Origin of the sequence: Clavibacter quasicaliforniensis, assembly GCF_051201715.1 — a bacterium.
Taxonomy (GTDB): Bacteria; Actinomycetota; Actinomycetes; order Actinomycetales; family Microbacteriaceae; genus Clavibacter; species Clavibacter seminis.
This window is the reverse complement of record NZ_CP139624.1, coordinates 2,514,526-2,535,785: the sequence shown is the minus strand read 5'-3', so window position 1 is coordinate 2,535,785 and position 21,260 is coordinate 2,514,526. Positions and strand designations below refer to the sequence as shown.

At 73.5% G+C, this 21,260-nt stretch carries 25 protein-coding genes; 14 read left to right on the top strand and 11 right to left on the bottom strand.

All coding sequences use genetic code 11. The features are described from left to right. The first annotated feature begins 45 nt into the window (after nt 1-45). Together NL142_RS12050 and NL142_RS12045 are read left to right on the top strand one after the other, a co-directional pair. Complete coding sequence (locus NL142_RS12050; protein WP_435079795.1) at nt 46-1,059, top strand: CPBP family glutamic-type intramembrane protease; 1,014 nt, start codon at nt 46-48, stop codon at nt 1,057-1,059. 77 nt (nt 1,060-1,136) lie between these two features. Then, on the top strand, nt 1,137-1,925 hold the full coding sequence (locus tag NL142_RS12045; RefSeq protein ID WP_194684836.1) for a glucose 1-dehydrogenase: 789 nt from the start codon (nt 1,137-1,139) through the stop codon (nt 1,923-1,925). Nucleotides 1,926-1,997: 72 nt separating this feature from the next. Here NL142_RS12045 and NL142_RS12040 read toward each other — a convergent pair whose 3' ends face one another. The 5 genes from NL142_RS12040 to NL142_RS12020 form a co-directional block, all read right to left on the bottom strand. Further along, on the bottom strand, nt 1,998-2,447 hold the full coding sequence (locus NL142_RS12040; protein WP_435079792.1) for a hypothetical protein: 450 nt from the start codon (nt 2,445-2,447) through the stop codon (nt 1,998-2,000). Between the two features lie 121 nt (nt 2,448-2,568). Then, nucleotides 2,569-3,633, bottom strand: a complete 1,065-nt coding sequence (locus tag NL142_RS12035; protein ID WP_435079790.1) for an NAD-dependent epimerase/dehydratase family protein — start codon at nt 3,631-3,633, stop codon at nt 2,569-2,571. Beyond that, entirely contained in the window at nt 3,630-4,568 is a 939-nt protein-coding gene (locus tag NL142_RS12030; RefSeq protein WP_435079788.1) for an MTAP family purine nucleoside phosphorylase, read from the bottom strand. Before NL142_RS12030 ends, NL142_RS12035 begins: the two co-directional genes overlap by 4 nt. Before the next feature lie 109 nt (nt 4,569-4,677). Next, on the bottom strand, nt 4,678-5,451 hold the full coding sequence (locus NL142_RS12025; protein ID WP_435079786.1) for an isocitrate lyase/PEP mutase family protein: 774 nt from the start codon (nt 5,449-5,451) through the stop codon (nt 4,678-4,680). A gap of 97 nt (nt 5,452-5,548) precedes the next feature. After that, the gene (locus NL142_RS12020) at nt 5,549-5,773 is read right to left on the bottom strand and encodes a hypothetical protein (RefSeq protein WP_435079784.1); all 225 of its coding nucleotides are present in this window, start codon (nt 5,771-5,773) and stop codon (nt 5,549-5,551) included. Between the two features lie 132 nt (nt 5,774-5,905). On the opposite strand from NL142_RS12020, the gene NL142_RS12015 reads away from it, so the two are divergent. From NL142_RS12015 to NL142_RS11975, 9 genes are all read left to right on the top strand, one after another. Then, the gene (locus NL142_RS12015) at nt 5,906-7,201 is read left to right on the top strand and encodes a molybdopterin molybdotransferase MoeA (protein WP_435079782.1); all 1,296 of its coding nucleotides are present in this window, start codon (nt 5,906-5,908) and stop codon (nt 7,199-7,201) included. Beyond that, on the top strand, nt 7,194-7,691 hold the full coding sequence (gene moaC / locus NL142_RS12010) for a cyclic pyranopterin monophosphate synthase MoaC (protein WP_435079780.1): 498 nt from the start codon (nt 7,194-7,196) through the stop codon (nt 7,689-7,691). The genes NL142_RS12015 and moaC overlap by 8 nt, the downstream gene beginning before the upstream one ends. Then, the gene (locus NL142_RS12005) at nt 7,688-8,242 is read left to right on the top strand and encodes a MogA/MoaB family molybdenum cofactor biosynthesis protein (protein WP_435079778.1); all 555 of its coding nucleotides are present in this window, start codon (nt 7,688-7,690) and stop codon (nt 8,240-8,242) included. The genes moaC and NL142_RS12005 overlap by 4 nt, the downstream gene beginning before the upstream one ends. Next, nucleotides 8,239-8,670, top strand: coding sequence for a molybdenum cofactor biosynthesis protein MoaE (locus NL142_RS12000; RefSeq protein ID WP_012039001.1), 432 nt, complete (start codon nt 8,239-8,241; stop codon nt 8,668-8,670). The genes NL142_RS12005 and NL142_RS12000 overlap by 4 nt, the downstream gene beginning before the upstream one ends. Nucleotides 8,671-8,906: 236 nt before the next feature. Further along, nucleotides 8,907-9,488 (top strand): hypothetical protein, encoded by a 582-nt coding sequence (locus NL142_RS11995; RefSeq protein ID WP_435079775.1) that lies wholly within the window; start codon nt 8,907-8,909, stop codon nt 9,486-9,488. A 67-nt stretch (nt 9,489-9,555) separates the two neighbouring features. Continuing rightward, a complete protein-coding gene (locus NL142_RS11990; RefSeq protein WP_435079773.1) occupies nt 9,556-9,744 on the top strand; it encodes a hypothetical protein in 189 nt (62 codons plus the stop codon). 122 nt (nt 9,745-9,866) lie between these two features. After that, nucleotides 9,867-10,055 carry a molybdenum cofactor biosynthesis protein MoaE gene (locus NL142_RS11985; protein WP_370532065.1) on the top strand — a complete coding sequence of 63 codons (189 nt, stop codon included), beginning with the start codon at nt 9,867-9,869 and terminating at the stop codon, nt 10,053-10,055. A gap of 49 nt (nt 10,056-10,104) precedes the next feature. Continuing rightward, a complete protein-coding gene (locus NL142_RS11980) occupies nt 10,105-10,839 on the top strand; it encodes a glycosyltransferase family 2 protein (protein ID WP_194684824.1) in 735 nt (244 codons plus the stop codon). After that, a complete protein-coding gene (locus tag NL142_RS11975) occupies nt 10,836-11,327 on the top strand; it encodes a DUF2304 domain-containing protein (protein WP_435079770.1) in 492 nt (163 codons plus the stop codon). Before NL142_RS11980 ends, NL142_RS11975 begins: the two co-directional genes overlap by 4 nt. On the opposite strand, the gene NL142_RS11970 is transcribed toward NL142_RS11975, so the two are convergent. The 4 genes from NL142_RS11970 to NL142_RS11955 all read right to left on the bottom strand — a co-directional run bounded on the left by NL142_RS11970 (nt 11,234) and on the right by NL142_RS11955 (nt 15,181). Beyond that, nucleotides 11,234-11,713 carry a GtrA family protein gene (locus NL142_RS11970; protein WP_435079768.1) on the bottom strand — a complete coding sequence of 160 codons (480 nt, stop codon included), beginning with the start codon at nt 11,711-11,713 and terminating at the stop codon, nt 11,234-11,236. The genes NL142_RS11975 and NL142_RS11970 overlap by 94 nt on opposite strands. Beyond that, a complete protein-coding gene (locus NL142_RS11965; protein ID WP_435079766.1) occupies nt 11,710-13,428 on the bottom strand; it encodes a DUF2142 domain-containing protein in 1,719 nt (572 codons plus the stop codon). The genes NL142_RS11970 and NL142_RS11965 overlap by 4 nt, the downstream gene beginning before the upstream one ends. A gap of 146 nt (nt 13,429-13,574) precedes the next feature. Then, nucleotides 13,575-13,745, bottom strand: coding sequence for a hypothetical protein (locus tag NL142_RS11960; protein ID WP_167435227.1), 171 nt, complete (start codon nt 13,743-13,745; stop codon nt 13,575-13,577). 143 nt (nt 13,746-13,888) lie between these two features. Further along, the gene (locus tag NL142_RS11955) at nt 13,889-15,181 is read right to left on the bottom strand and encodes an MFS transporter (RefSeq protein WP_435079764.1); all 1,293 of its coding nucleotides are present in this window, start codon (nt 15,179-15,181) and stop codon (nt 13,889-13,891) included. 150 nt (nt 15,182-15,331) lie between these two features. Here NL142_RS11955 and NL142_RS11950 point away from each other — a divergent pair, with 150 nt between their 5' ends. Continuing rightward, nucleotides 15,332-17,149: an ABC-F family ATP-binding cassette domain-containing protein gene (locus tag NL142_RS11950; RefSeq protein WP_086506198.1), complete on the top strand. Its 1,818-nt coding sequence runs from the start codon at nt 15,332-15,334 to the stop codon at nt 17,147-17,149. A 12-nt stretch (nt 17,150-17,161) separates the two neighbouring features. Here the strand turns inward: NL142_RS11950 and NL142_RS11945 are convergent, their stop codons facing one another. Further along, entirely contained in the window at nt 17,162-17,998 is an 837-nt protein-coding gene (locus NL142_RS11945; RefSeq protein ID WP_435079761.1) for a flagellar basal body-associated FliL family protein, read from the bottom strand. Between the two features lie 61 nt (nt 17,999-18,059). After that, entirely contained in the window at nt 18,060-18,950 is an 891-nt protein-coding gene (locus NL142_RS11940) for a hypothetical protein (protein ID WP_435079759.1), read from the bottom strand. Between the two features lie 342 nt (nt 18,951-19,292). On the opposite strand from NL142_RS11940, the gene NL142_RS11935 reads away from it, so the two are divergent. Further along, on the top strand, nt 19,293-20,225 hold the full coding sequence (locus NL142_RS11935; protein WP_435079757.1) for a MetQ/NlpA family ABC transporter substrate-binding protein: 933 nt from the start codon (nt 19,293-19,295) through the stop codon (nt 20,223-20,225). Further along, nucleotides 20,222-21,259, top strand: a complete 1,038-nt coding sequence (locus NL142_RS11930) for a methionine ABC transporter ATP-binding protein (RefSeq protein WP_435079755.1) — start codon at nt 20,222-20,224, stop codon at nt 21,257-21,259. The genes NL142_RS11935 and NL142_RS11930 overlap by 4 nt, the downstream gene beginning before the upstream one ends. Nucleotide 21,260 lies beyond the last annotated feature (1 nt).

Here is a 21,260-nt window from a genome sequence, read left to right as displayed (position 1 = left end):
ACGGCCAGCCTGGATCGACCGCCCGACGCCTACGAGACGAGTCCCGTGCCCGCATCCGCCCGCCCTGCCGCCGCAGCCGCGCCCTCCACCGCGCGCGCCGAGTCCGCCGATCCGCGCCTCGACGCGCAGACGCGTCGCCCGCAGCCATGGATCCGCGCCGTCGCGGTCGCGCTCCTCGCCTGGGTCGTGCTCGGGGTGGGTCTCGGCCTCGCCATCGGCATCACGGACGCGGTGGAGCAGGCGACCGGCGCCGGCCTGCTCGCCAGGATCGTCCTGCAGGCCGTGCTGATGTCCGCGCTCGTCGTGCCCGCCGTCGTCCTCCTGCGGCGGCGGCTCGACCGCAGGAGCCTCGCGAGCCTCGGCCTGTCTCGGCGGATCCGGCGGCCGATCGCGCTGGGCGTCGGCGTCGGAGCGGTGGCAGGTGCGGTCGTCTGGGTCCCGGCCGGCCTCCTCGGCTGGATCCGCGTGGACGGCGTCGACCTCGCCGCGTTCGCCGGGTTCCTCCTCCTCAACGGCGTCGTCCTCGCGCTCTACGAGGCGATCCCCGAGGAGCTCGCCCTCCGCGGGTACATGTGGACGAACCTCCGCGACGGCACCGGGCTCGTCATCGCGACGGTCGTGACCACCGCCCTCTTCCCGGCCACCGGCGTGGTCATCGAGTCCGGCCGCTGGATCCTTCTGACGATCGCGGGATCCGACACCGGCGCCTTCACGCCGATTCCCGCCGGGAACGACGCGGTCGTGTACGTGCTCCAACTCGGGCTGTTCGGCCTCGCGCTCATCGCCGCACGGCGGATCCCGATGGAGGGTGCGCTCCTCATCGCGATGGCGTTCCACTGGACGCAGCTGACGGTGACCCGCGTGCTGCTGGGCGGCATGGCCTGGGCGTCGTCGGGCTGGGAGATCGCGTTCGTCGAGCCCGATGCGATCGCGCTGGTGCTCGTGCACATCGTCCTGGCCGGCCTCGTCTTCGTCGCGGTGCGGAGGCGGATGGAGCGGCGGCGGCCCGAGCTGCGGGCGGCGCGCGGAGGCCGCGTCCAGGAAACCGACCTACGGTAGGGATGTCCATGCGATCGCATGGACCAGTGGCTCCGCCCACGAGACGCGGGCCACCGCCCCACTCGTCAGGAGACCCCATGACCACCACCCGCTTCACCGACAAGGTCGTCCTCATCACCGGCGGAGGATCCGGCCTCGGCCGCGCCGCCGCCGTCCGCCTCGCCGCCGAGGGCGCGCGCCTCGCCCTCGTCGACATCTCCGAGGGCGGCCTGGTCGACACCGTCGCCGCCGTCACGGCCGCGACGCCCGACGCCGAGATCCTCACCGTCCTCGCCGACGTGTCGAAGGAGTCCGACGTCGACTCCTACGTGCGCCAGACCGTCGAGCGCTTCGGCCGCATCGACGGCTTCTTCAACAACGCGGGCATCGAGGGCCGCCAGAACCTCACCGAGGACTTCACGGCCGCGGAGTTCGACAGGGTCGTCGCGATCAACCTCCGCGGCGTGTTCCTCGGCCTCGAGAAGGTCCTCGCCGTGATGCGCGAGCAGGGCTCCGGCATGGTCGTGAACACCGCCAGCGTCGGCGGTATCCGCGGCGTCGGCAACCAGTCCGGCTACGCGGCCGCGAAGCACGGCGTCGTCGGCCTCACCCGCAACTCGGCCGTCGAGTACGGGCAGTTCGGCATCCGGATCAACGCCATCGCGCCCGGCGCCATCTGGACGCCGATGGTCGAGGCGTCGATGAAGCAGAGCGACGCGAACGACCCGCGCGGCTTCGCCGAGCAGTTCATCCAGGGCAACCCGACCAAGCGCTACGGCGAGGCCGAGGAGATCGCGTCGGTCGTCGCGTTCCTGCTCTCGGACGACGCGGCGTACGTCAATGCGGCCGTGCTGCCGATCGACGGCGGGCAGTCCGCCAAGTACTGACGGGATCCGGCCGGATCGGCCGCGAGGTCGGCCGGCGCGGCCGGTCGGCTCGCGGCCGCGCGGCGGGTGCGCTCAGCCGAACGGCGCCGTCGGGACCTGGCACGTCACGGGCTGCCCCGGTGCCGCGGTCGAGGTCGCGATCTCCTTCACGCCGTCCACGAGGATCCGGCATGTCAGCGCCTCGCCGTCCACCGGGGTGGCCTGCACGAACGCCCAGTCCTCGGCGGTCACGACGGACTCCACCGACCAGACCGAGCTCGCCGAGTCGTCGCCGGGCGCGAGGGACGCCTGGCCGACCTCCTTCACGATCGACGGGCGTCCGCGGTGGGAGGCCTCGGCGTACGAGACGTCCGTCAGGCCGCTGTCGGCCGGGCCGGTGGTCGTCACCTCGTAGGTGATCGAGTAGATGTCGGCGATGTCGTCGGTGATGCTCGAGCAGCCGACGAGGGCGAGCGATGCGGCGCCGACGGCCAGGGCGATGCCGGAGCGCGCGGCCATGCGGCGAGGCGATGCGGAGGTCATGCCCCCAGTGTGGCGAGCCGACGGCACCGAACTCGTCCGTCGGAGGTGCCGGGCTCGGCGGACGAGCGGCACCCGGGTACGACCCGCCATGGATCCGCCGCGGCTGCCGGGCGCCCTCGGCTCAGACGACCGCGCTCCGCAGCGGCGCCGTCGCGAACTCGCGCATGCCCTCCTCGAAGGTCATCCGCGGCTGCCAGCCGAGCTCCGTGCGCAGCCGATCCGACGACGCCGTGATGTGCCGCACGTCGCCGAGCCGGTACTCGCCCGTGGTGACGGGCGCGGATCCGCCGGCCTCCCGCGCGAGCGCCTCCGCCATCTCGCCGATGGTGTGCACGGTGCCGCTGCCGACGTTGAAGGCCCGGAAGGATCCCGCCTCGCGGTCTGCGGTCCAGGCGAGCGCGGCCAGGTTCGCGCCGGCGACGTCGCGCACGTGCACGAAGTCGCGGCGCTGGCGGCCGTCCTCGAAGACGCGCGGCGCCTCGCCGCGCGCGAGCGCCGAGCGGAACAGCGAGGCGACGCCCGCGTATGGCGTGTTCTGCGGCATGCCGGGCCCATAGACGTTGTGGTACCGGAGCGCGGCCGCACGACCACCGGTGGCGCGGGTCCACGAGCTCGCGAGGTTCTCCTGCGCGAGCTTGGTGGTGGCGTACACGTTGCGCGGATCCAGCGGCACGTCCTCGCCGATCAGCTGCGGGACGAGCGGCTCGCCCGTCGCGGGATCGAGGGGATCGAACATCCCGGCGTCGAGGTCGGCGACGCGGCGGGCGGGCGGGCGCACCGGGCCGTCGACGCCCGCGTACGCGCCCTCGCCGTACACGACCATCGAGCTCGCGAGCACGAGCCGGTCGATGCCCGCGCGGGTCATGGCGGCGAGGAGCACGGCCGTGCCGCCGTCGTTGGTCGTCACGTAGTCGGGCGCGTCGAGGAAGTCGACGCCGAGGCCGACCTTCGCGGCCTGGTGGCACACGACGTCCACGCCGTCGAGCGCGCCTGCGACGGCGTCCGGGTCCGTGACGTCGCCTCGCACGAGCTCGACGCGCGGGTCGATCTCCGGGTCGCCGCCGTGCACGTCGGCGCGCAGCGAGTCGAGCACGCGCACGCGCCGCCCCTCCTCGAGCGCGGCCTGCACGATCGCGCCGCCGATGAAGCCGGCGCCTCCCGTGACGAGGAGGATCCCGTCGGTCACGAGCGCGCGTCCGTCGTGTCAGCGGTGCCGGTCGTCGGGCCGGTGCCGGAGACATGCCGCGCGAGCACGGACGCCACGGCATCGGGGTCGATCAGCGGCCGTCCGCGGTAGTCGGCGGGGATGGCGCGGACGACCGCCTCGATCGCCCGGACGATGCGCGGCTGCGCCTCCCGGAGCCGGGCGAACACCAGGTCCGCCGTGACGGCATCGCCCTGCTCGCCGGGCAGAGGTGCGAGGCCCGCGTCCGCGTCGGTGACGAACGACAGGTTCACCGTGCCGATGTTGAGCTCGGAGGCGAGCACGACCTCGGGGTACTGCGTCATGTTGACGATGTGCGCGCCCGCCTGCCGGAACCAGAGCGACTCGGCGCGCGTGGAGAAGCGCGGGCCCTGGATCACGACGACGGTGCCCGAGGTGCGCAGCGGCCCGGCGGGATCGGCGTTCTCGCCGCCCTCGAGCTCCACCAGCGCGGCGGCCGCGAGCGCGTGCAGCTCGGGGTCGAAGGGATCCGCGGCGGAGAGGTGCTGCACGACGCCGGCGTCGAAGAAGGTGTCGGGGCGGCCCCACGTGCGGTCGAGGAGCTGGTCGGTGAGGACGAGCGATCCCGGCGGGTAGTCCGGCGAGACGCCGCCGACCGCCGAGGACGACACGATGGCGGAGGCGCCGAGCGACGCCAGGGCCCAGATGTTCGCCCGGTAGTCGATGAGGTGAGGCGCGACGGAGTGGTCCGCGCCGTGCCGGGTGAGGAACGCGACGCGGCGCCCGGCCAGCTCGCCGACCGTCACCTCGCTCGACGTGGGGCCGAACGGCGTCTCGATGCGGTGCGACGTGCTCGTCGCGGGGTCGAGAAGGGAGTACAGGCCGGATCCGCCGATGACGCCGATGTCGGCGCGGGGGACGGATGCGGCGTTCGCCGGGGCGGGGGTGTCGGTCACGTCGTGCTCCTTCGGGTGGGTGCCCAGTCAACCAGGGCGCGGTGGACGCGGGCTCGACCGCGCCTGCCGTGCCCCGGTCGACGTCGACCGAGGCGACGCCGGGACCGCGTCAGTTGAGAGGCCGCGTCCCCTCGGGCAGCGCGCCGCCCGCGTAGAGGTCCTTCGCCATGTCCTGCAGGGCGGTGAGCGCGACGCGCTGGGTCCACGGGCCGTAGGAGATGCGGCCGACGCCGAGCTCCTCGAAGCGCGCGGGGGAGAGGGATCCGGGGACGCCGATGACGGTGAGGCGCTGCGGGCCCACGGCCTCGACGAGGGTGCGCACCTCGTCCTCCGTGAGCGGGCCGGGCACGAAGACGCTCGTGGCGCCGGCGGCCATGTAGGCGCGCGTGCGCTCGACGGCGTCGGCGAGGACGTCGGACCGGTCGCGGTCGCCGCCCAGCACGTAGGCGTCGGTGCGGGCGTTGAGCGCGAACGGCACGCCCTCGGCCTGCGCTGCTGCGACGGCCGCCTCGACGGCACGGATCGAGTCGTCGAGGGGGCGCATGCCGTCCTCCAGGTTCGCCCCGACGACGCCCACGCCGATGGCGCGGCGCACGGTCTCGCCCGCGTCCCCGTAGCCCGACTCGAGGTCGGCGGAGACGGGCTGCTCGACGGCGGCGACGATGCGGCCGATCATGTCGAGGTGGAGGTCGAGCGGGATCCTCTCGCCGTCCTCGTAGCCGAAGGTGGCGGCGATGGAGTGGCTCGCGGTGGCGAGCGCCTTCGTCTCGGGGAGGGATCCGATGGCGGCGGCCGTGATGGCGTCCCACACGTTCACCACCCTCAGGAGCTCGGGTGCGGTGTGGAGGTCGACGAGGGTCTGCCCGCGGGCGGCGATGGTCATGCTCCGACCCTAGGACGGCCGGGCGGCGCGCGGCAGGGGCGGGTTCGGGAGGCGGACACGGATCCGTCGACTCGTCCTGGGGAGGAGCGGATCCGCGTCAGCGCGGGCGGTCCGCGGAGGATCGCACGGCCGCGACGACGAGGCCCGCGCCCGCCGTGAGGAGCATGAGCGCCGCCACGAGCAGCAACAGCCCGAGGTCTGATCCGCCCGTGTAGACGACGACCCCGGCGACGCCCAGCGCGATCGCGGCGGCGAGCAGCACGGCGCCGATCGCGGTGGCCGTGCGGCGGTGGAGGGCGACGCGGCGCTCGTGGGGATCCATGCGCACAGGGTCCCGCGCCCGGACCGCGACGGCAAGGCCCGTGTCCGGGGCGCGGATGACGGGGAGGACGACCGCGCATCGGGATCCGACGGCGACCGGGGAGGACGCACCCGCGTCGGGGATGATGGTCCCATGACCCCCGACCGCCCCGCGGACCGACGACGACGCACGGTCGACGAGCACCGCGCGGCCGTGTCCGCGCTGCTCGCCCCGCTCGCCGACCTGCCCGCCGAGGAGCTGCCCGTCGCCGCGGACGCCGTGAGCGCGGATCCGCACCGGTACGCCGACCGTGTGCTCGCCCGCGACGTCACGAGCCCCCTCGACCTGCCGCCGTTCCGCAACTCGCAGATGGACGGCTACGCGGTGCGCGCGGCGGACCTCGCGGGCGCGGGTGGCGCGGTACCGGCCGTCCTGCGCATCGCCGCGCGGATCCCCGCGGGCGTCGCCCCCGAGCCCCTCGCGCCCGGGACGGCCGCCCCCTGCATGACCGGCGCGCCCGTCCCGCCCGGCGCCGACGCCATCGTGCCCATCGAGGCCGCGATCCCCGACCGCTTCGTCGACGAGGAGGCGACCGACGCGACCGTCTCCTTCGCCGCGCCCGTGGATCCGGGCGCCTTCGTCCGCGCGCAGGGCAGCGACCTCGCCGCGGGTGCCGTGCTGGTCGCGGCCGACACGCGCCTCCTCCCGTCGCACTGGGGCGTGCTCGCGTCGGCCGGCGTCGCGACCGTCGCCGTGCGCCGCCGACCCGTCGTCCTCCTCCTCTCCACCGGCCTCGAGCTGCGCGGGCCCGGCGAGGAGCTCGCGCCCGGGCAGATCCACGACGCCAACTCGGTCGCGCTCGCCGCCGCGCTCGCGGCCGCCGGGGCGGAGGTCCGCACGCTGCGGGTCGCGTCCGACGACGCCGACCGGGTGCGCGACGCCATCCGCGACGCCGCCGTCGGCATCGACCTCCTGATCACGACGGGCGGCGTCAGCGCCGGTGCCTACGAGGTCGTGCGCGACGTGCTCGCGGGCGACGGCGTCGAGTTCGTCTCGGTCGCGGTGCAGCCGGGCGGGCCGCAGGGGCTCGGGTCGGCGGAGGTCGCCGGCGCGCGGATCCCCGTGGTCGCCTTCCCCGGCAACCCCGTGAGCGCGCTGGTGTCCTTCGAGCTGTTCCTCCGGCCGGTGCTGCGCGCCACCGCCGGGCACCCGCATCCCGCGCGGCCGTCCCGCGAGCTGCCGCTCGCCGCGCCCCTCGACTCGCCCGCCGCGAAGCACCAGGTGCGGCGCGGCCGGATCGACGCCGACGGCCGGGTCGTCGCGGTCGGCGGACCCGGATCCCACCTCCTGCACGCCTACGCGACCGCCACCCACCTCGTCCACATCCCCGCGGGTGTCGACCGGCTCGAGGCCGGCGACCCCGTCACCGTCTGGAGCATCGATGACTGATCCCGCCCCGAGCGCCGCCGCGCCGTCCCTCACCCACCTGCGGCAGGACGGATCCGCGCACATGGTCGACGTCACCGACAAGGCCGTCACGAAGCGCCGCGCCGTCGCGCAGGCCGTGCTCGTGACCCGGCCCGACGTGGTCGCGTCCGTCATCTCGGGCGACCTGCCCAAGGGCGAGGCCGTCGGCACGGCGCGCATCGCGGGGATCATGGCGGCGAAGCAGACCTCCAGCCTCATCCCGCTGTGCCACCCGCTGCCCATCGGCCGCATCGAGATCGACATCACCGGTGCCGACGACCGGCTCACGGTGGTCGCGTCCGTCAGCACCACGGGCGTCACGGGCGTCGAGATGGAGGCGCTCACCGCGGCCTCGGTCGCGGCGCTCACGCTCTACGACATGGTCAAGGCCGTCGACGCGCGAGCCGTCATCACCGACGTGCTCGTGCGCGAGAAGCAGGGCGGCAAGTCCGGCGACTGGGCCCGGCCGTGAGCGCGGCGGATCCTCGCGGACGCGCCGTCGTGATCGTCGCCTCCACGCGCGCCGCCGCGGGGGAGTACGAGGACCGCACGGGTCCCGTCATCGTCGCCTGGCTCGCCGAGCGCGGGTTCGAGGTGGGCGCGCCGGTCGTCCGCGCGGACGGACCCGGGGTCGCCACGGCGCTCGCCGAGGCCGTCGCAGGCGACGCGCGCGTGATCCTCACCACGGGCGGCACGGGCATCACCCCCACCGACCGCACGCCCGAGGCGACCCTGCCGCTGCTCGACCTCGAGATCCCCGGGATCATGGAGGAAGCCCGCCGCATCGGCACGGCCCACACGCCCACCGCGGTGCTCACGCGCGGGCACGCGGGGATCGCGGGCGGCGCGTTCGTCATGAACCTGCCGGGCTCGCCGGGCGGCGTGCGCGACGGCCTCGGCCTCCTCGACCGGATCCTCGACCACGCGCTCGAGCAGGCCCGCGGCGCAGTGCATCCCGCCGCCGACCCGGCCGCCGACACCGCCGACACGGCTCCCGCGGCCGACGCAGGAGCCAGCTCGTGACCGCCGACCGCGTGCTCTTCGCGCGCATCGCGGGCGGCGCGATCCGCGTGGAGGACTGCGCCGACGCCGTGCGCGCCGACGACGCGGGCGCGGTCGTCACCTTCGAGGGAGTGGTGCGCGACCACGACGACGGCCGCGGCGTCCTCTGGCTCGACTACTCCGCGCATCCGGCCGCCCGCCAGGCGATCCGGCAGGTCGCGCTCGACGTCTCCGCGCGCTACCCCGAGGTGCGGATCGCCGTCGAGCACCGCATCGGTCGCCTCGGCATCGGCGACGTCGCGCTCACCTGCGCCGTCTCCTCCGCGCACCGCGCGGACGCGTTCGCCGCGTGCGGTCTCCTGGTGGACGAGGTGAAGCAGCGCGTCCCGATCTGGAAGCAGCAGGCCTTCGACGACGGCACGAGCGAGTGGGTCGCCTCGCTCGGCTGACTTGCTCGGGTCGAGCGCTTCATATTCTCCGCCCTGTGGACTGTGTCGACGGGCTTCGATCACGAGTTCTAAGTTCAGCCTCGAGGGCTCAGTCGATCCTGGAATTCCGACCGGAGCCCACGTCACGCGAGGCATATCTGAATGCCGAGCCCTGCCTTGCTCCCTCGGTACACTGGGTGTAGGTCGAGCGACATCGGTGCGCGGATTGTCTCACTCCTCTATAGAAGGAAAGACAAATGAACAGCAGATCGAAGGCTCCAATCTATGTTGCTGTGGCGGCAGTCGTCGCCCTCGGATTCACGTGCATCTCCTCCGGGGCAGCAGATGCGGCTGAGATGGCTCAGCCCCCGGGGTCGTCCGCGATCTCGGGACAGGCGACCAGTCGCTTGCACGCCGAACTGGACGCGTCGGACGTCCCACGAGAGATCTCGCTTGTCGATGGGCGGTCCGTCACGACCTACCACATGGGCAGCGGGATCGAAATCGTATATCCTGAAGGGGCGGCAGCCACCCCGCCCCAGGGGGAGTTCGAATCGAAGATTTCCGGCGGACTCGACGACGGTACCGGGCATCCATACATCCTCTTGAATTCATTCGATCAAGATGCAATCATCAACGGCAGCGGCTTCCTTATAGGAATCGCCGCGTGCGGCGCATTCCCCGAGACCTGTGTCATCACTACCGGTGTCCTCGCGGCCGCGCAGCAGTACCTCAGCTATAATGGGAAGTGTTCTGACGATCGTCAACTGCTCCTCCCCTTTTTCGGTCATGAAGCGGCGTGGTCTGGCGTAGACGATTCATGGATTCGGTGCGTCTGACGCTCACACTACCTAAGAGGTGGGTGCTGCGAGAGCCGCGGTGCCCACCTCCGGAAAAGAGGCCAAATTGAGGTACAAGATCGCGGGAATCGTCGTCCTCGGGCTCGGGGTCGTCCTGCTCATTCAATATTTCACCTTCGAGCGAACCGGAGTGATTCGAGTCGTAGGGTCGATTGCCTTCGGCATCACCATCGTGATCTCTGGCCTCGCGATCAATGCAGTCGTACGCCACGATGGCCAAAAGAGCTCTGAGTGAGGAGACGTCCATCGACCAAATCGACGGTACGGTGTCCGGGCCGTCAAGTGGAGGGCAGGGGCCGGCCGTTGATCCGAGCGTCGTCAGCCGTCTCTCGGCGGCACGGCTTTATCTGAAAGCACATCGAGCACCGCATCGGCCGGCTCGGCATCGGCGACGTCGCGCTCACCTGCGCCGTCTCCTCCGCGCACCGCGCGGACGCGTTCGCCGCGTGCGGTCTCCTGGTGGACGAGGTGAAGCAGCGCGTCCCGATCTGGAAGCAGCAGGCCTTCGACGACGGCACGAGCGAGTGGGTCGCCTCGTTGGGCTGACCCGGCGATCCCGCGCGGGCGCCCGGCGCCGCCTTGCTACCCTCTCAGCATGCCCGCCAGCCTGAGCACGACCCTCATCGTCATGCCCGCGTACAACGAGGAGGAGGCGGTGGGCCAGGTGGTGCGGGAGGTCCTCGATACGCTCCCCGGCATCGCCTGCCTGGTCGTCAGCGACGGATCCAAGGACCGCACGGTCGAGGTAGCGCAGTCCGCGGGGGCCCGGGTCCTCGAGCTGCCGTTCAACCTCGGCGTCGGCGGCGCGATGCGCGCGGGGTTCCGCTACGCGCAGCGCCACGGCTTCGACAACGTCATCCAGATCGACTCGGACGGCCAGCACAACCCCGAGAGCGTCCCGCAGCTGCTCGCCGCCCTCGAGCGCAAGGACGTCGTCATCGGCGCGCGCTTCGCCGGCGAGGGCGACTACGAGGTCTCCGGTCCGCGCAAGTGGGCGATGAGGTTCCTGAGCTTCACGCTGAGCCGCATCGCGCGCACGCCGCTCACCGACACGACCTCGGGGTACCGCGGATCCGGCCCCCGGGCCGTCGCGCTCTTCGCCGAGAACTACCCGGCCGAGTACCTCGGCGACACGGTCGAGTCGCTCGTGATCGCGGCGCGCCACGGCCTCACCATCGAGCAGGTGCCCGTGTCCATGCGGCCCCGCGCCGGCGGCGTCGCCTCGCACAACCCGGCCAAGGCCGCCATCTACCTGGCGCGCGCCGGCATGGCGCTCGTGATCGCCCTCATCCGTCCCATCAGCCGACCCGTCAAGGCGGTCACCGCGTGAACCCCACCAGCTACGTCTTCACCCTCGTCGCGGCGCTCCTCGCCGTGGGCGTCGTGATCGAGCGCCTCCGTCGGCGCCGCCTCCGGGAGCGCCACGCCGTGTGGTGGCTGGTCGCGGGCCTCGTCGCGCTCGTGATCAGCGTCTTCCCGCCGCTGCTCTCGGGGGCGGCCCGCTTCCTCGGGGTGCAGGAGCCGCTCAACCTCGCGTTCTTCGCGAGCATCGTCGTGATCTTCCTGGTGTGCGTCCAGTTCAGCGCCGAGCTCACCGACCTCGAGGACAAGGTGCGTCGGCTCGCCGAGGAGAGCGCCATGACGGACCTGCGTCTGCGCGACCTCGAGCAGGAGGCGCGCGCCGGCCGCGCGGACGCGGCGTCCGCGTCGCCCGCCGACCGGGATCAGCCGGCGTCGGGATCCGAGGGGCGCGGGTCGTCCGCGTCATCGTCCCCGACGGGGACCGCGGACCGGTCCGCGAACACCCAGAACCTGTAGGCGGCGTAGTTCCAGAGCGTCGTCATGGCCGTCGACACGAACTTGCCGACGATGTATCCGAGGCCGATGCGGTCGAACAGCTCGATGATCAGCACGGTGGCGAGCGAGTTGACGGCCACGAGCACGCCGTACTTCCAGAGGCTGTGCCAGTCCGACCGCTGGTCCCGGAACGTCAGGAAGCGCTGCATCACGTAGCTGACGACGAGGCCCGCCCAGAACGAGGTCGCGCTCGCGGCGGCCAGCGGCCAGCCGAGGAGGTCGCGGCCGACGATGAGCAGGCCGAGGTCGACGACGAAGGCCACGCCGCCCACCGCGAGGTAGACGAACGGCCCGTAGAGGCGGCCGGCGCGGAAGCGCGCGAGGCGGCCGGGGATGCCGGTGCTCATGCGTCGCGCGATCCGTCGGCCGTCGCGTGCACGGCTGTCGTCGGCGCGGCGTCGGCCGTGTCGTCGGTGTGGTGCGCCTCGGCCGACGCGGCCACGGTCCCGCGGCCGGTGCCGACGGAGTCCGGCATCCCGACGCCGGGAAGCCCGCGCGGCCCGGCGTCGAGCGCCGTCTCGGCGGGGGCGTCGCGCCGGGCGGCCAGCACCGCGAGGAGCAGCGCGGCGCCGGCGAGGACCGACCCGACCGCGATCGCGAGGATCCACGGCTCGACGCCCACGACGGGCGGCGACCAGCGGGGCCGCAGCAGGAGGTCGGACCACGAGGCGCTGAGGCCCACGGAGTTGCGGCGCAGGAAGGTCATGAGGCCCACGAACCCGGCCGCGGCGTGCACGACCGCGACGAGCACCAGGATCCGGCGGCGCACGAGGGCGGGAACCCGGTCGAACGCGGGCGCGGCGACGACGGCCGCGACGATGATCAGCAACAGGTACGCCGGCAGGTTGTAGCGGCCCTGCCACACGAATCCGGACTTCGTCACCGACGATGCCTGCACGAGCGCGGGCAGGAGCACGAAGCCGACGAGGGCGACGACGACCGCGCGTCGCCCGCCCTTCGCGGACGGGATCATGAGGGCCGCGGCGACGATGACGCCCCAGCCCACGAAGTAGGGGAACACCGCGTACGACGGGATGGCCGTGTCGAGCCAGCCGAAGTTGCCCACCATGTCGCGCGCGTAGTCGAAGGTGCGCTCGAGCATGATCACGAGGCCCTCGCCGAAGCTGGTGCCCGCGCGCTCGTAGACGCCGACGGCCGCGAGCGAACCCGTGCGCAGGATCCAGACGATGGCGAGCGCGGTCGACACGGCCACGATGCCCACCGCGGTGAGCACCTGCGGGCGGCGGAGGTACGTCCAGAAGCGGGACCACCCGACGAAGGACGCGCCCGCCACCACGACGACGCCGAGCCACATGGGCGAGAGGCCGCGCGCGTGCACGAGCAGCCCGCCGGTGACCGCGAGGAACGCCGCGGTGCGCCAGCTCACGGGCCCGCCGCGCACGAGGCCCGTGATGTAGGCGGCCGCGAACGCCGCGGTCGCCGCGATCTCGAAGGCGTTCGGGTTCACGGATCCGAACAGCGAGTGCGTCATGGGCGTGAGCGCCGCGAAGGTGGCGAGCACCGGGAGGACCGGGCGGGGGAGGCGGGCGAGGTAGGCGAGCGCGCCCGCGGCGAGCAGCGTGCAGAGGAGCGCGCTCACGAGGCGCATGCCGAAGACGGCCGTGGTGCTGCCGCCCCAGATGAGCGTCGGCCAGCCGACGAGCAGGTAGTAGACGGGGTCGTAGAGGCCGGCGCTCGTCTCGGTGGAGACGATGCGGTCGGCCGCGTCGCCGGCGGGGAAGCCGGGCGCGCAGTCGGCCGTCCGGTCGCCGTCGTGCCGGGCGCACGCCGAGGGATCCGAGTACGCGACGCCGGCGGGCACCTGGACCGTGCGCACCTGCGGGTCGTCCGTCACGTCGCCGAGGAACTGGCCGCGCACGACGGAGGCCGCCTTGTTCATGTGCGCAGGCTCGTCGGGGCTCGCGCCGAGCGGCGTCGTGACCGCCCACAGCGCGCTCAGCACGCCGATCCCGATGAGCGCAGCCAGGAACACGAGGAGCGACGCCCTGCCCGGCCGGCCGTCGGTGCGCGGGGCGCGGGCGTGCGGGGGCGTTCGCATCATGGTCTCTCCGGGACGTGCAGCGCGTGCGGACAGGAGCGGCCGGCGGGCCCCCTGCGGACGGCGACCTGCACGTGGCGGTCCCGCGGTCCGAGACGAGGATAGCCCGGCGTCCCCGCGGCCCCCGCGGCCGCGGGCCCCTCCGGCGGCTACGCCTTGGGGGTCTTGGCGGCGTTGTAGCGGCGGCGGAGGCTGCCGAGCACGATCGTGCCGAGGATCAGGATGATGCCGATGATCCCGAGCCAGATGAGGCCCTTGATGGCGAAGCCGACGACCGTGAGGATCAGCCAGAGCACGAGCAGGACGACGATGAACGCCATGGGGGACGACCTTCCGTTGGTGTCGGAACCGGGCGGGTGCCGGTCCGGAGGCCTGCGGGCGGGACCGCCCGGCCGCTCGGCGAGCACGATGCTACCTCGGAGCCCGCGCAGCGGCGGTCGCCGTCCTGACCCTCGGGCGGCGTCTACCTGGCGGCGGCGTCCAGCGCGTCGGCGATCCGCTCGGCGCGGCGCGTGCGGCGTCCCGTGAGCTGCAGCACGAGCGCGACCAGGGCGCTCGCCGCGACGAAGGCGCCGTAGACGGTGAGCACGATCGGCAGCCCGTCCGCCTCGACGAACACGCCCGCGACGATGCTCGGCACGCCGAACGCGAGGTAGCTCGCGACGTAGACGGAGGAGAGGAGGCTCGCGCGCTGGTCGACGGGCGCCTCCGCGAGCACGAGCCGCAGCCCCGCCTGGAAGCCCGCGCCGAAGCCGACGCCGCCGATCACCGCGGCGATCGCGAAGAGGGGGAGCGACGCGGTCCAGATCGCGGCGACGAGGCCGATCGGGCCGAGCACCAGCGCGACCACGCCGACGATGAGGCTGCGGCGGGCGTCGCGGGTGCGGATCACGATGCCGGTGATCGCGCCCGTGCCGGTGAACAGCGCGATCGCGGTCCCCGTGAGCGCGGCGCTGTGCAGGCCGAACGTGGTGCCGAGCACGGATCCGATGAAGGCCAGGAACATGCCGCCGAGCGCCCAGCTCGCGATCATGCCGCCGACGACGGCGGTGAAGACGGAGCGGGCGGCGCGCGGCACGGCGACCGACGGGACGAGCGAGCGCAGCGCGCCCGCACGGCGCGGCTGGCGCTCGGGCACGAACGCGACGGCGACACCCGCCGCCACCATGAGCGCGGCGAGCACGAGGAACACGGTCTCCTCGGGCGCGGGTCCGTAGGCGACGAGGAAGCCGCTGCCGAGCGCGCCGACCGTGAGCGCCACGGGCGGCACGACGCCGTTGAGGAAGGCGGCGAGGCCGGATCGGCGCGACGGCTGGTGGTCGATCATCCCGGCGCCGAGGGCGCCGGTCGCGAGGCCGATCGCGAGGCCCTGCAGGATGCGCGCGACCACGAGCGCGAGCCCGTCGTGCGCGAAGGCGAAGACGAGCATGGCGGCGACGGACACGACGAGGGCGCCGAGGATCACGGGTCGGCGGCCGATGTGGTCGGAGAGCCGGCCGGCCGTGAGCAGGGTCGCGAGGAGGCCGGCGACGTAGACGGCGAACACGAGCGTGAGCACCACGGGCGGCAGCGTCCACTCCTCCTGGTACACGGGGTAGAGCGGCGAGGGAGCGGCGCCGGATGCGACGAGGACGAGCAGCGTGAGCGCGTAGACGAGGAGGCCGGCGGCGGACTCGCGGCGGGCGGGGGACGCGGCGGATGCGGCGGTCGAGCCGTTGACGGGGATCGATGCGGTCTCGGTGCGGCTGGTCGTCATGTGCGCTCCTCGCGGTGGGCGGATCCCGGCGCACGGGCGGCGGGGCGGGCTGCTCCCCGTCGAGCGCGCGGCCCTGCGCGGGCCACGATGAGGGGCAACGGCGGGCGGCTCGCGGGAATTCCCCGGCCGGGGGTCACCTAGGCTCGTGCGGTGGCCCATCTGCTGGGAGCCGAAGCGCTCCACCTCGAGTTCCCGACGCGCGTGATCTTCGACGACGTGACCATCGGGGTGAACGAGGGCGACCGCATCGGCATCGTCGGACGCAACGGCGACGGCAAGTCGACCCTCCTCTCCCTCCTCGCCGGACGCCTCGAGCCCGACCGCGGCCGCGTCACGCGCCGTCGCGGGATCACCATCGGCGTGCTGGACCAGAGCGACACCCTGCCGGACGGCCAGACCGTCGGCGAGGCGATCGTCGGCGGCATCGACGAGCACGAGTGGGCGGGCAACCCGCTCGTCCGCGACGTGATCGACGGCCTCGCCTCGGACGTGCCGTGGGACGCCGACGTCGCGAACCTCTCGGGCGGCCAGCGCCGCCGGGTCGCGCTCGCGAAGCTCCTCATCGGCGACCACGACATCCTCTTCCTCGACGAGCCCACCAACCACCTCGACGTCGAGGGCATCGCCTGGCTCGCCGGCCACCTCCGCCGCCGCTGGGCGCCCAACTCCGGCGGCCTCATCGTCGTGACCCACGACAGGTGGTTCCTCGACGAGGTCGCGAACGCCACGTGGGAGGTCCACGACCGCCTCATCGAGCCGTTCGAGGGCGGGTACGCCGCGTACATCCTGCAGCGCGTCGAGCGCGACCGCAGCGCCGCCGTCTCCGAGGCGAAGCGCCAGAACCTCATGAAGAAGGAGCTCGCGTGGCTGCGCCGCGGGGCGCCCGCGCGCACGGCGAAGCCCAAGTTCCGGATCGAGGCGGCGAACGCCCTCATCGCCGACGAGCCGCCCGCGCGCGACACCGTCTCGCTCGCGTCGATGGCCATGCAGCGGCTCGGCAAGGACGTCGTCGACCTGCTCGACGTGTCGGTCAGCTACGGCGAGAAGCAGATCCTGAAGGACGTCGAGTGGCGCATCGCCCCCGGCGAGCGCACCGGCATCCTCGGCGTCAACGGCGCGGGCAAGTCCACGCTGCTGTCGCTCGTCGCGGGATCCCTGCAGCCCACCACCGGCAGGGTGAAGCGCGGCAAGACCATCAAGGTCGCGGTGCTCACGCAGCAGCTCGACGAGCTGAAGGACGTGCTCGAGGACCGCGTCTCGACGGTCATCGGCCGCCAGCGCACCACGTACGTCGCCGGCGGCAAGGAGATGACGCCCGGTCAGCTGCTCGAGCGCCTCGGCTTCACGAGCGCGCAGCTGTCGACCCCGGTGAAGGACCTCTCGGGCGGCCAGAAGCGCCGCCTCCAGCTCCTCCTCATCGTGCTCGACGAGCCGAACGTGCTGATCCTCGACGAGCCCACCAACGACCTCGACACCGACATGCTCGCCGCCATGGAGGACCTGCTCGACTCGTTCCCCGGCACGCTGCTCGTGGTGAGCCACGACCGGTACCTCATCGAGCGCGTCACCGACCAGCAGTACGCGGTGATGAACGGCAACCTGCGCCACCTCCCGGGCGGCGTGGAGCAGTACCTGAAGCTCCGGTCGCAGCCCGGCAACGCCGAGAAGGCGACCGTCGCCCGTCCCGACGAGGTGGGCGGCCAGGCCACGGCGACGCTCGGCGGATCCGGCGGCTCGCAGCTGCAGGGCGCCGAGCTGCGGAACGCGCAGAAGGAGCTCGCCAGCATCACGCGGAAGCTCGAGAAGGCGGACACGCGCCGCCGCCAGGCGCTCGACGCCATGGCCGAGCACGACCCGAACGACTACGACGGCCTCGGGAAGCTCAACGAGGGCGTGCGCGCGATCGAGGCCGAGGTCGAAGCCTTCGAGTCGCGCTGGATGGAGCTCAGCGAGCTGCTCGAGGGCTGATCCGCCGAGCGGTCAGTAGGCGAGCAGGACGTCCGGCGAGCTCAGCGTCAGCTTGCCGTCGGGGGACCAGACGACGCTGAGGCCGCCTCCGGCCATCCGCACGCTGCCGTCGAACGCCCGCGCCGGGACGTCCGCGATCCACGTGATCTCGAGGCCCGAGACGGCGAGCTGCGCGGGCGGGGCGCACGACGCGACACCGGACCCGGGGCTGTTCCCCGCAGCCGGGGCGGATCCCGTCCACGGGTAGACGAGCAGGCACGCGTCGCCGGAGATCGTGCGCGCGACGTAGAGGCCCACGCTCGTCTGCACGCCGCGGATGGAGGTGAGGTCGATGTCGCCGCCGGGCGAGCGCGGCGGCGTGTCGGCCTCCGTCTGCGGAGCAGCGAGGATCCCGTCGACCGCGACGGGGTCCGAGGTGCGGCTGATGTCGGTGCCGAGCAGCGACCGCACTCCCGCGGGATCCGGCGGCGCCGCGGCGGAGTCGGTCGCCGCGGCGGAGGGGGTCGCCGTCGCGTCGGCGGACGGCGCCGCGGATCCGCCGAGGCCGGTGGCGATTCCCGCGCCCGCGAGCAGCCCGACGACGAGGGCGCCGCCGGCCCACGCGAGCGTCCGGCGGGAGCGCGCGGGAGGATCCGCCGCGTCGGCCTCGTCGCTCTCCGCGCCCGGTGCGTCCGCATCCGCCGGACGGGCGGAGGGGGACGACGCGCGCTCGCGGCGGGTCAGCTCGGCGGCCGCGCGGATCCACCGCTCGTCGGCCTCGTCGGCGCCCTCCGCGTAGACGAGCTGGCGGAGCGCGTCGAGCGGGAGCGTGGTGAGGTCCTCGTCCGACCCCGATGCGCGTGCGTCCATGGTGGTGTCCCCTTCCCGCGACGACCCTCCCACACGTCCGACGCGGTCCCGGAGACGCCGCTCAGTACGCGAGGATGCGGTCCGGCGTGGTGAGCGTGATGAGGTCGTCGCCCGACCAGGTCGCCGTCACGTCGCCCGTGATCATGCCGGTCGAGCCGTCGCGGTTGCGCGACGGGAACTCGGTCGTCCACGCGATGCGGAGGCCGTCGGACGCGACGCGGTCGGGGGACGCGCACGTGACGACGCCCGCGCCGCCGCTCGGGAAGACGAGGAGGCACAGGTCGCCGGAGACGGAGAGCCCGGCGTACAGGCCGACGCTCGTCTGCACGGCGCGGATCGTGGTGGCGTCGACGTCGGCGCGGACGGCCTTGGGCGGGCGGTCGCCGTCCTCCTGCGGGCCGTCGAAGATCGCGCCGACCGGACGGCTGCGCTGGTCGGAGGTGGAGTCGGGGCCGAGGAGCGCGGGGCCGTCGGGGCTCGCGGCGGCGGCCGGGGTGGATCCCGCGGCGGCCGGCGGTGCGTCCGCGCCGGGGCTCGGGGTGCCGTCGGCGGAGGTCGCGGAGGGGGATCCGTCGCCGAGCGCGGCGCCGACCGCCCCGCCCGCGGCGAGGCCCACGGCCAGCGCGGCGGCGGCGATCCCGACGAGGACGCGTCGGGATCCGCGAGGAGGGGCGGCGGAGGTGGCGGCGTCGGCGTCGTCGGGGGACCCGTCGTCCGCCGTCGCGTCGGCGGACGCGGGGGCCGCCGCATCCGCCAGGCCCTCGGCGCCGGCACCCGCTCCCGCCGCGAGGACGGCGTCGCCCGCGGCGGGCAGGGACGCGCGCTCGCGGCGGGTGAGCTCGGCGGCCGCGCGGATCCACCGCTCGTCGGCCTCGTCGGCCCCCTGCGCGTAGACGCGGCGTCGCAGCTCCTCGACGGGGAGCGCGCAGACGGCGTCGTCGTCCTCGTGCATGGGCACCTCCGTGGCCGACCCTGCCACATCCCGCGGGCGATGCGGGGTGTCCCCGTGTTACGGCCCGGTTCGACACGCCCCCGTCCGTCCGCCTACCGTCGAGGTGCTGCAGGGACGCGGCCACCGGCCGTCGTCGGCGTCCCGCACCGCAGGCGGGTGCGCCGTCCCGACTCCTCCCGCGAGGCATCCCGTCCGGACGCCCTGGCGCGTCCGCTCGACCGCGTCGGCGCGCGCACCCGCGCGCCATCCGGCCGCCACCGCATCCCCGCACGACCGCACCCGCTCGACCGCACCCGCACCACCACCGGACAGCACCGGCCCCGCACCACCGAGAGGACCACCATGACCACCCAGGCACCCCTGATCGACGCCCCGAAGCGGAGGAACCGCCTCGGCCTCATCATCGGCGCGGTCGTCGTCGTCCTCGCGATCGTCGCGGCCGTCCTCTTCGCCACCGGCGCGTTCTCGGGCGGCGGCAAGGCCGTGAGGATCGGCGTCGTCGGCGCGAGCGACCCGCAGTGGCCCCTGTTCGTCGAGGCGGCGAAGGAGGAGGGCATCGACGTGCAGATCGTGGACTTCACCGAGTACCCGCAGGTGAACCCGGCGCTCAGCGAGGGCGAGATCGACCTCGACCAGTTCCAGCACCTCGTCTACCTCGCGCAGTACAACGAGGGCGCGGGCGAGGACCTCACGCCCATCGGCGCCACGGCGATCTACCCGCTCGGGCTGTACTCGTCGAAGCACACGTCGGTCGCCGACATCCCGCAGGGCGGCACCGTGATCCTGCCCAACGACGAGTCGAACCTGGCGCGCGGCCTCCTCCTGCTCCAGCGCGAGGGCCTCCTCACGCTGAAGGGCGGCGGATCCAGCGTCTCCACGCTCGACGACGTCGACCAGGCCGCGTCGAAGGTCACCGTCACCACGGTCGACGCCGCGCTCACCGCCACGTCGCTGCCGGACGCGGACGCCGTCATCATCAACAACGACTTCGTCACCGACGCGGGCCTCACCGCCGACGCCGCGATCGCGCAGGACGACCCCAGCGACCCGAAGGCGCTCGCCTACGTCAACGTCTTCGCGGCCCGCGCCGACGACGCGCAGAATGAGACCTACCTGAAGCTCGCGCAGATCTTCCGGGACACCCCCGCGGTCGTGGACGCGGTCGTCGAGAACTCGGGCGGCACCGCCATCCCGCTGCAGACGCCGCCCGACGAGCTGCAGAGCCTCCTCACCACCACCGAGAAGGCCGTCGCCGAGAAGAAGGCGGCTCGATGACGGACGCCCCGCACGTCTCCCTGCGCGGCGTCGGCAAGCAGTACCCGCCCCGCGCGAAGGGGGAGGCGGGGCTCCACGCGCTGGCCGACGTCGACCTCGACATCCGCCGCGGCGAGGTGTTCGGCATCATCGGCTACTCCGGTGCGGGCAAGAGCACGCTCGTGCGGCTGGTGAACGCGCTCGAGCGGCCGACCGCCGGCACCGTCGCGGTCGACGGCCGGGAGATCCAGGCCCTCCCCGAGCGCGAGCTGCGGAAGCTCCGGCTCGGCATCGGCATGGTGTTCCAGCAGTTCAACCTCTTCACGTCGAAGACGGTGTGGGGCAACGTCGCGTACCCGCTCACGGTCGCCGGCATGCCGAAGGACCAGCAGCAGCGGCGGATCAGCGACCTGCTGCACTTCGTCGGCCTCGCCGACAAGGCGCACGCCCGGCCCGACGAGCTGTCCGGCGGCCAGAAGCAGCGCGTCGGCATCGCCCGGGCTCTCGCCACGAGCCCCGCGATCCTCCTGGCCGACGAGGCCACGAGCGCGCTGGATCCCGAGACCACGAGCGAGGTCCTCGCGCTCCTGCGCCGGGTCAACGAGGAGCTCGGCGTCACCATCGTCGTCATCACCCACGAGATGGAGGTCATCAAGTCCATCGCCCACCGCGTGGCCGTCATGGACTCGGGCCGCGTCATCGAGCAGGGCGAGGTGTTCGACGTGTTCTCCCGGCCCACGAGCGACGTCGCGCGCCGCTTCGTCTCCACCGTCGTCGCGGGGATCCCCGAGGCGGAGGAGGTCCAGCGCCTCCGCCGTCGCCACCCGGGACGCCTCGTCACGCTGTCCTTCGCGGACGGCGGCGCCACGCAGACCGAGGTGTTCCGGGCGCTCGCGGATGCGGGCATCGCGTTCGAGGTCGTGCACGGCGGCATCACCGACATCCAGGGCCGCACGTTCGGCAACCTGACCCTGGCGCTCGGGGGCGACCCCGCGCGCATCGACGAGGTGCTCGCGGCCGACCGCGCCGGCGTCACCGTGACGGAGGTGGTCTGAG

What these genes read in the sequence shown, in the direction of transcription:
- NL142_RS12045 (WP_194684836.1), top strand. Translation starts at nt 1,137, where the DNA reads ATGACCACCACCCGCTTCACCGACAAGGTCGTCCTCATCACCGGCGGA.
- NL142_RS12040 (WP_435079792.1), bottom strand. Translation starts at nt 2,447, where the DNA reads ATGACCTCCGCATCGCCTCGCCGCATGGCCGCGCGCTCCGGCATCGCC.
- NL142_RS12025 (WP_435079786.1), bottom strand. Translation starts at nt 5,451, where the DNA reads ATGACCATCGCCGCCCGCGGGCAGACCCTCGTCGACCTCCACACCGCA.
- NL142_RS12020 (WP_435079784.1), bottom strand. Translation starts at nt 5,773, where the DNA reads ATGGATCCCCACGAGCGCCGCGTCGCCCTCCACCGCCGCACGGCCACC.
- NL142_RS12015 (WP_435079782.1), top strand. Translation starts at nt 5,906, where the DNA reads ATGACCCCCGACCGCCCCGCGGACCGACGACGACGCACGGTCGACGAG.
- moaC (WP_435079780.1), top strand. Translation starts at nt 7,194, where the DNA reads ATGACTGATCCCGCCCCGAGCGCCGCCGCGCCGTCCCTCACCCACCTG.
- NL142_RS11995 (WP_435079775.1), top strand. Translation starts at nt 8,907, where the DNA reads ATGAACAGCAGATCGAAGGCTCCAATCTATGTTGCTGTGGCGGCAGTC.
- NL142_RS11980 (WP_194684824.1), top strand. Translation starts at nt 10,105, where the DNA reads ATGCCCGCCAGCCTGAGCACGACCCTCATCGTCATGCCCGCGTACAAC.
- NL142_RS11970 (WP_435079768.1), bottom strand. Translation starts at nt 11,713, where the DNA reads ATGAGCACCGGCATCCCCGGCCGCCTCGCGCGCTTCCGCGCCGGCCGC.
- NL142_RS11965 (WP_435079766.1), bottom strand. Translation starts at nt 13,428, where the DNA reads ATGATGCGAACGCCCCCGCACGCCCGCGCCCCGCGCACCGACGGCCGG.
- NL142_RS11960 (WP_167435227.1), bottom strand. Translation starts at nt 13,745, where the DNA reads ATGGCGTTCATCGTCGTCCTGCTCGTGCTCTGGCTGATCCTCACGGTC.
- NL142_RS11955 (WP_435079764.1), bottom strand. Translation starts at nt 15,181, where the DNA reads ATGACGACCAGCCGCACCGAGACCGCATCGATCCCCGTCAACGGCTCG.
- NL142_RS11945 (WP_435079761.1), bottom strand. Translation starts at nt 17,998, where the DNA reads ATGGACGCACGCGCATCGGGGTCGGACGAGGACCTCACCACGCTCCCG.
- NL142_RS11940 (WP_435079759.1), bottom strand. Translation starts at nt 18,950, where the DNA reads ATGCACGAGGACGACGACGCCGTCTGCGCGCTCCCCGTCGAGGAGCTG.
- NL142_RS11935 (WP_435079757.1), top strand. Translation starts at nt 19,293, where the DNA reads ATGACCACCCAGGCACCCCTGATCGACGCCCCGAAGCGGAGGAACCGC.
- NL142_RS11930 (WP_435079755.1), top strand. Translation starts at nt 20,222, where the DNA reads ATGACGGACGCCCCGCACGTCTCCCTGCGCGGCGTCGGCAAGCAGTAC.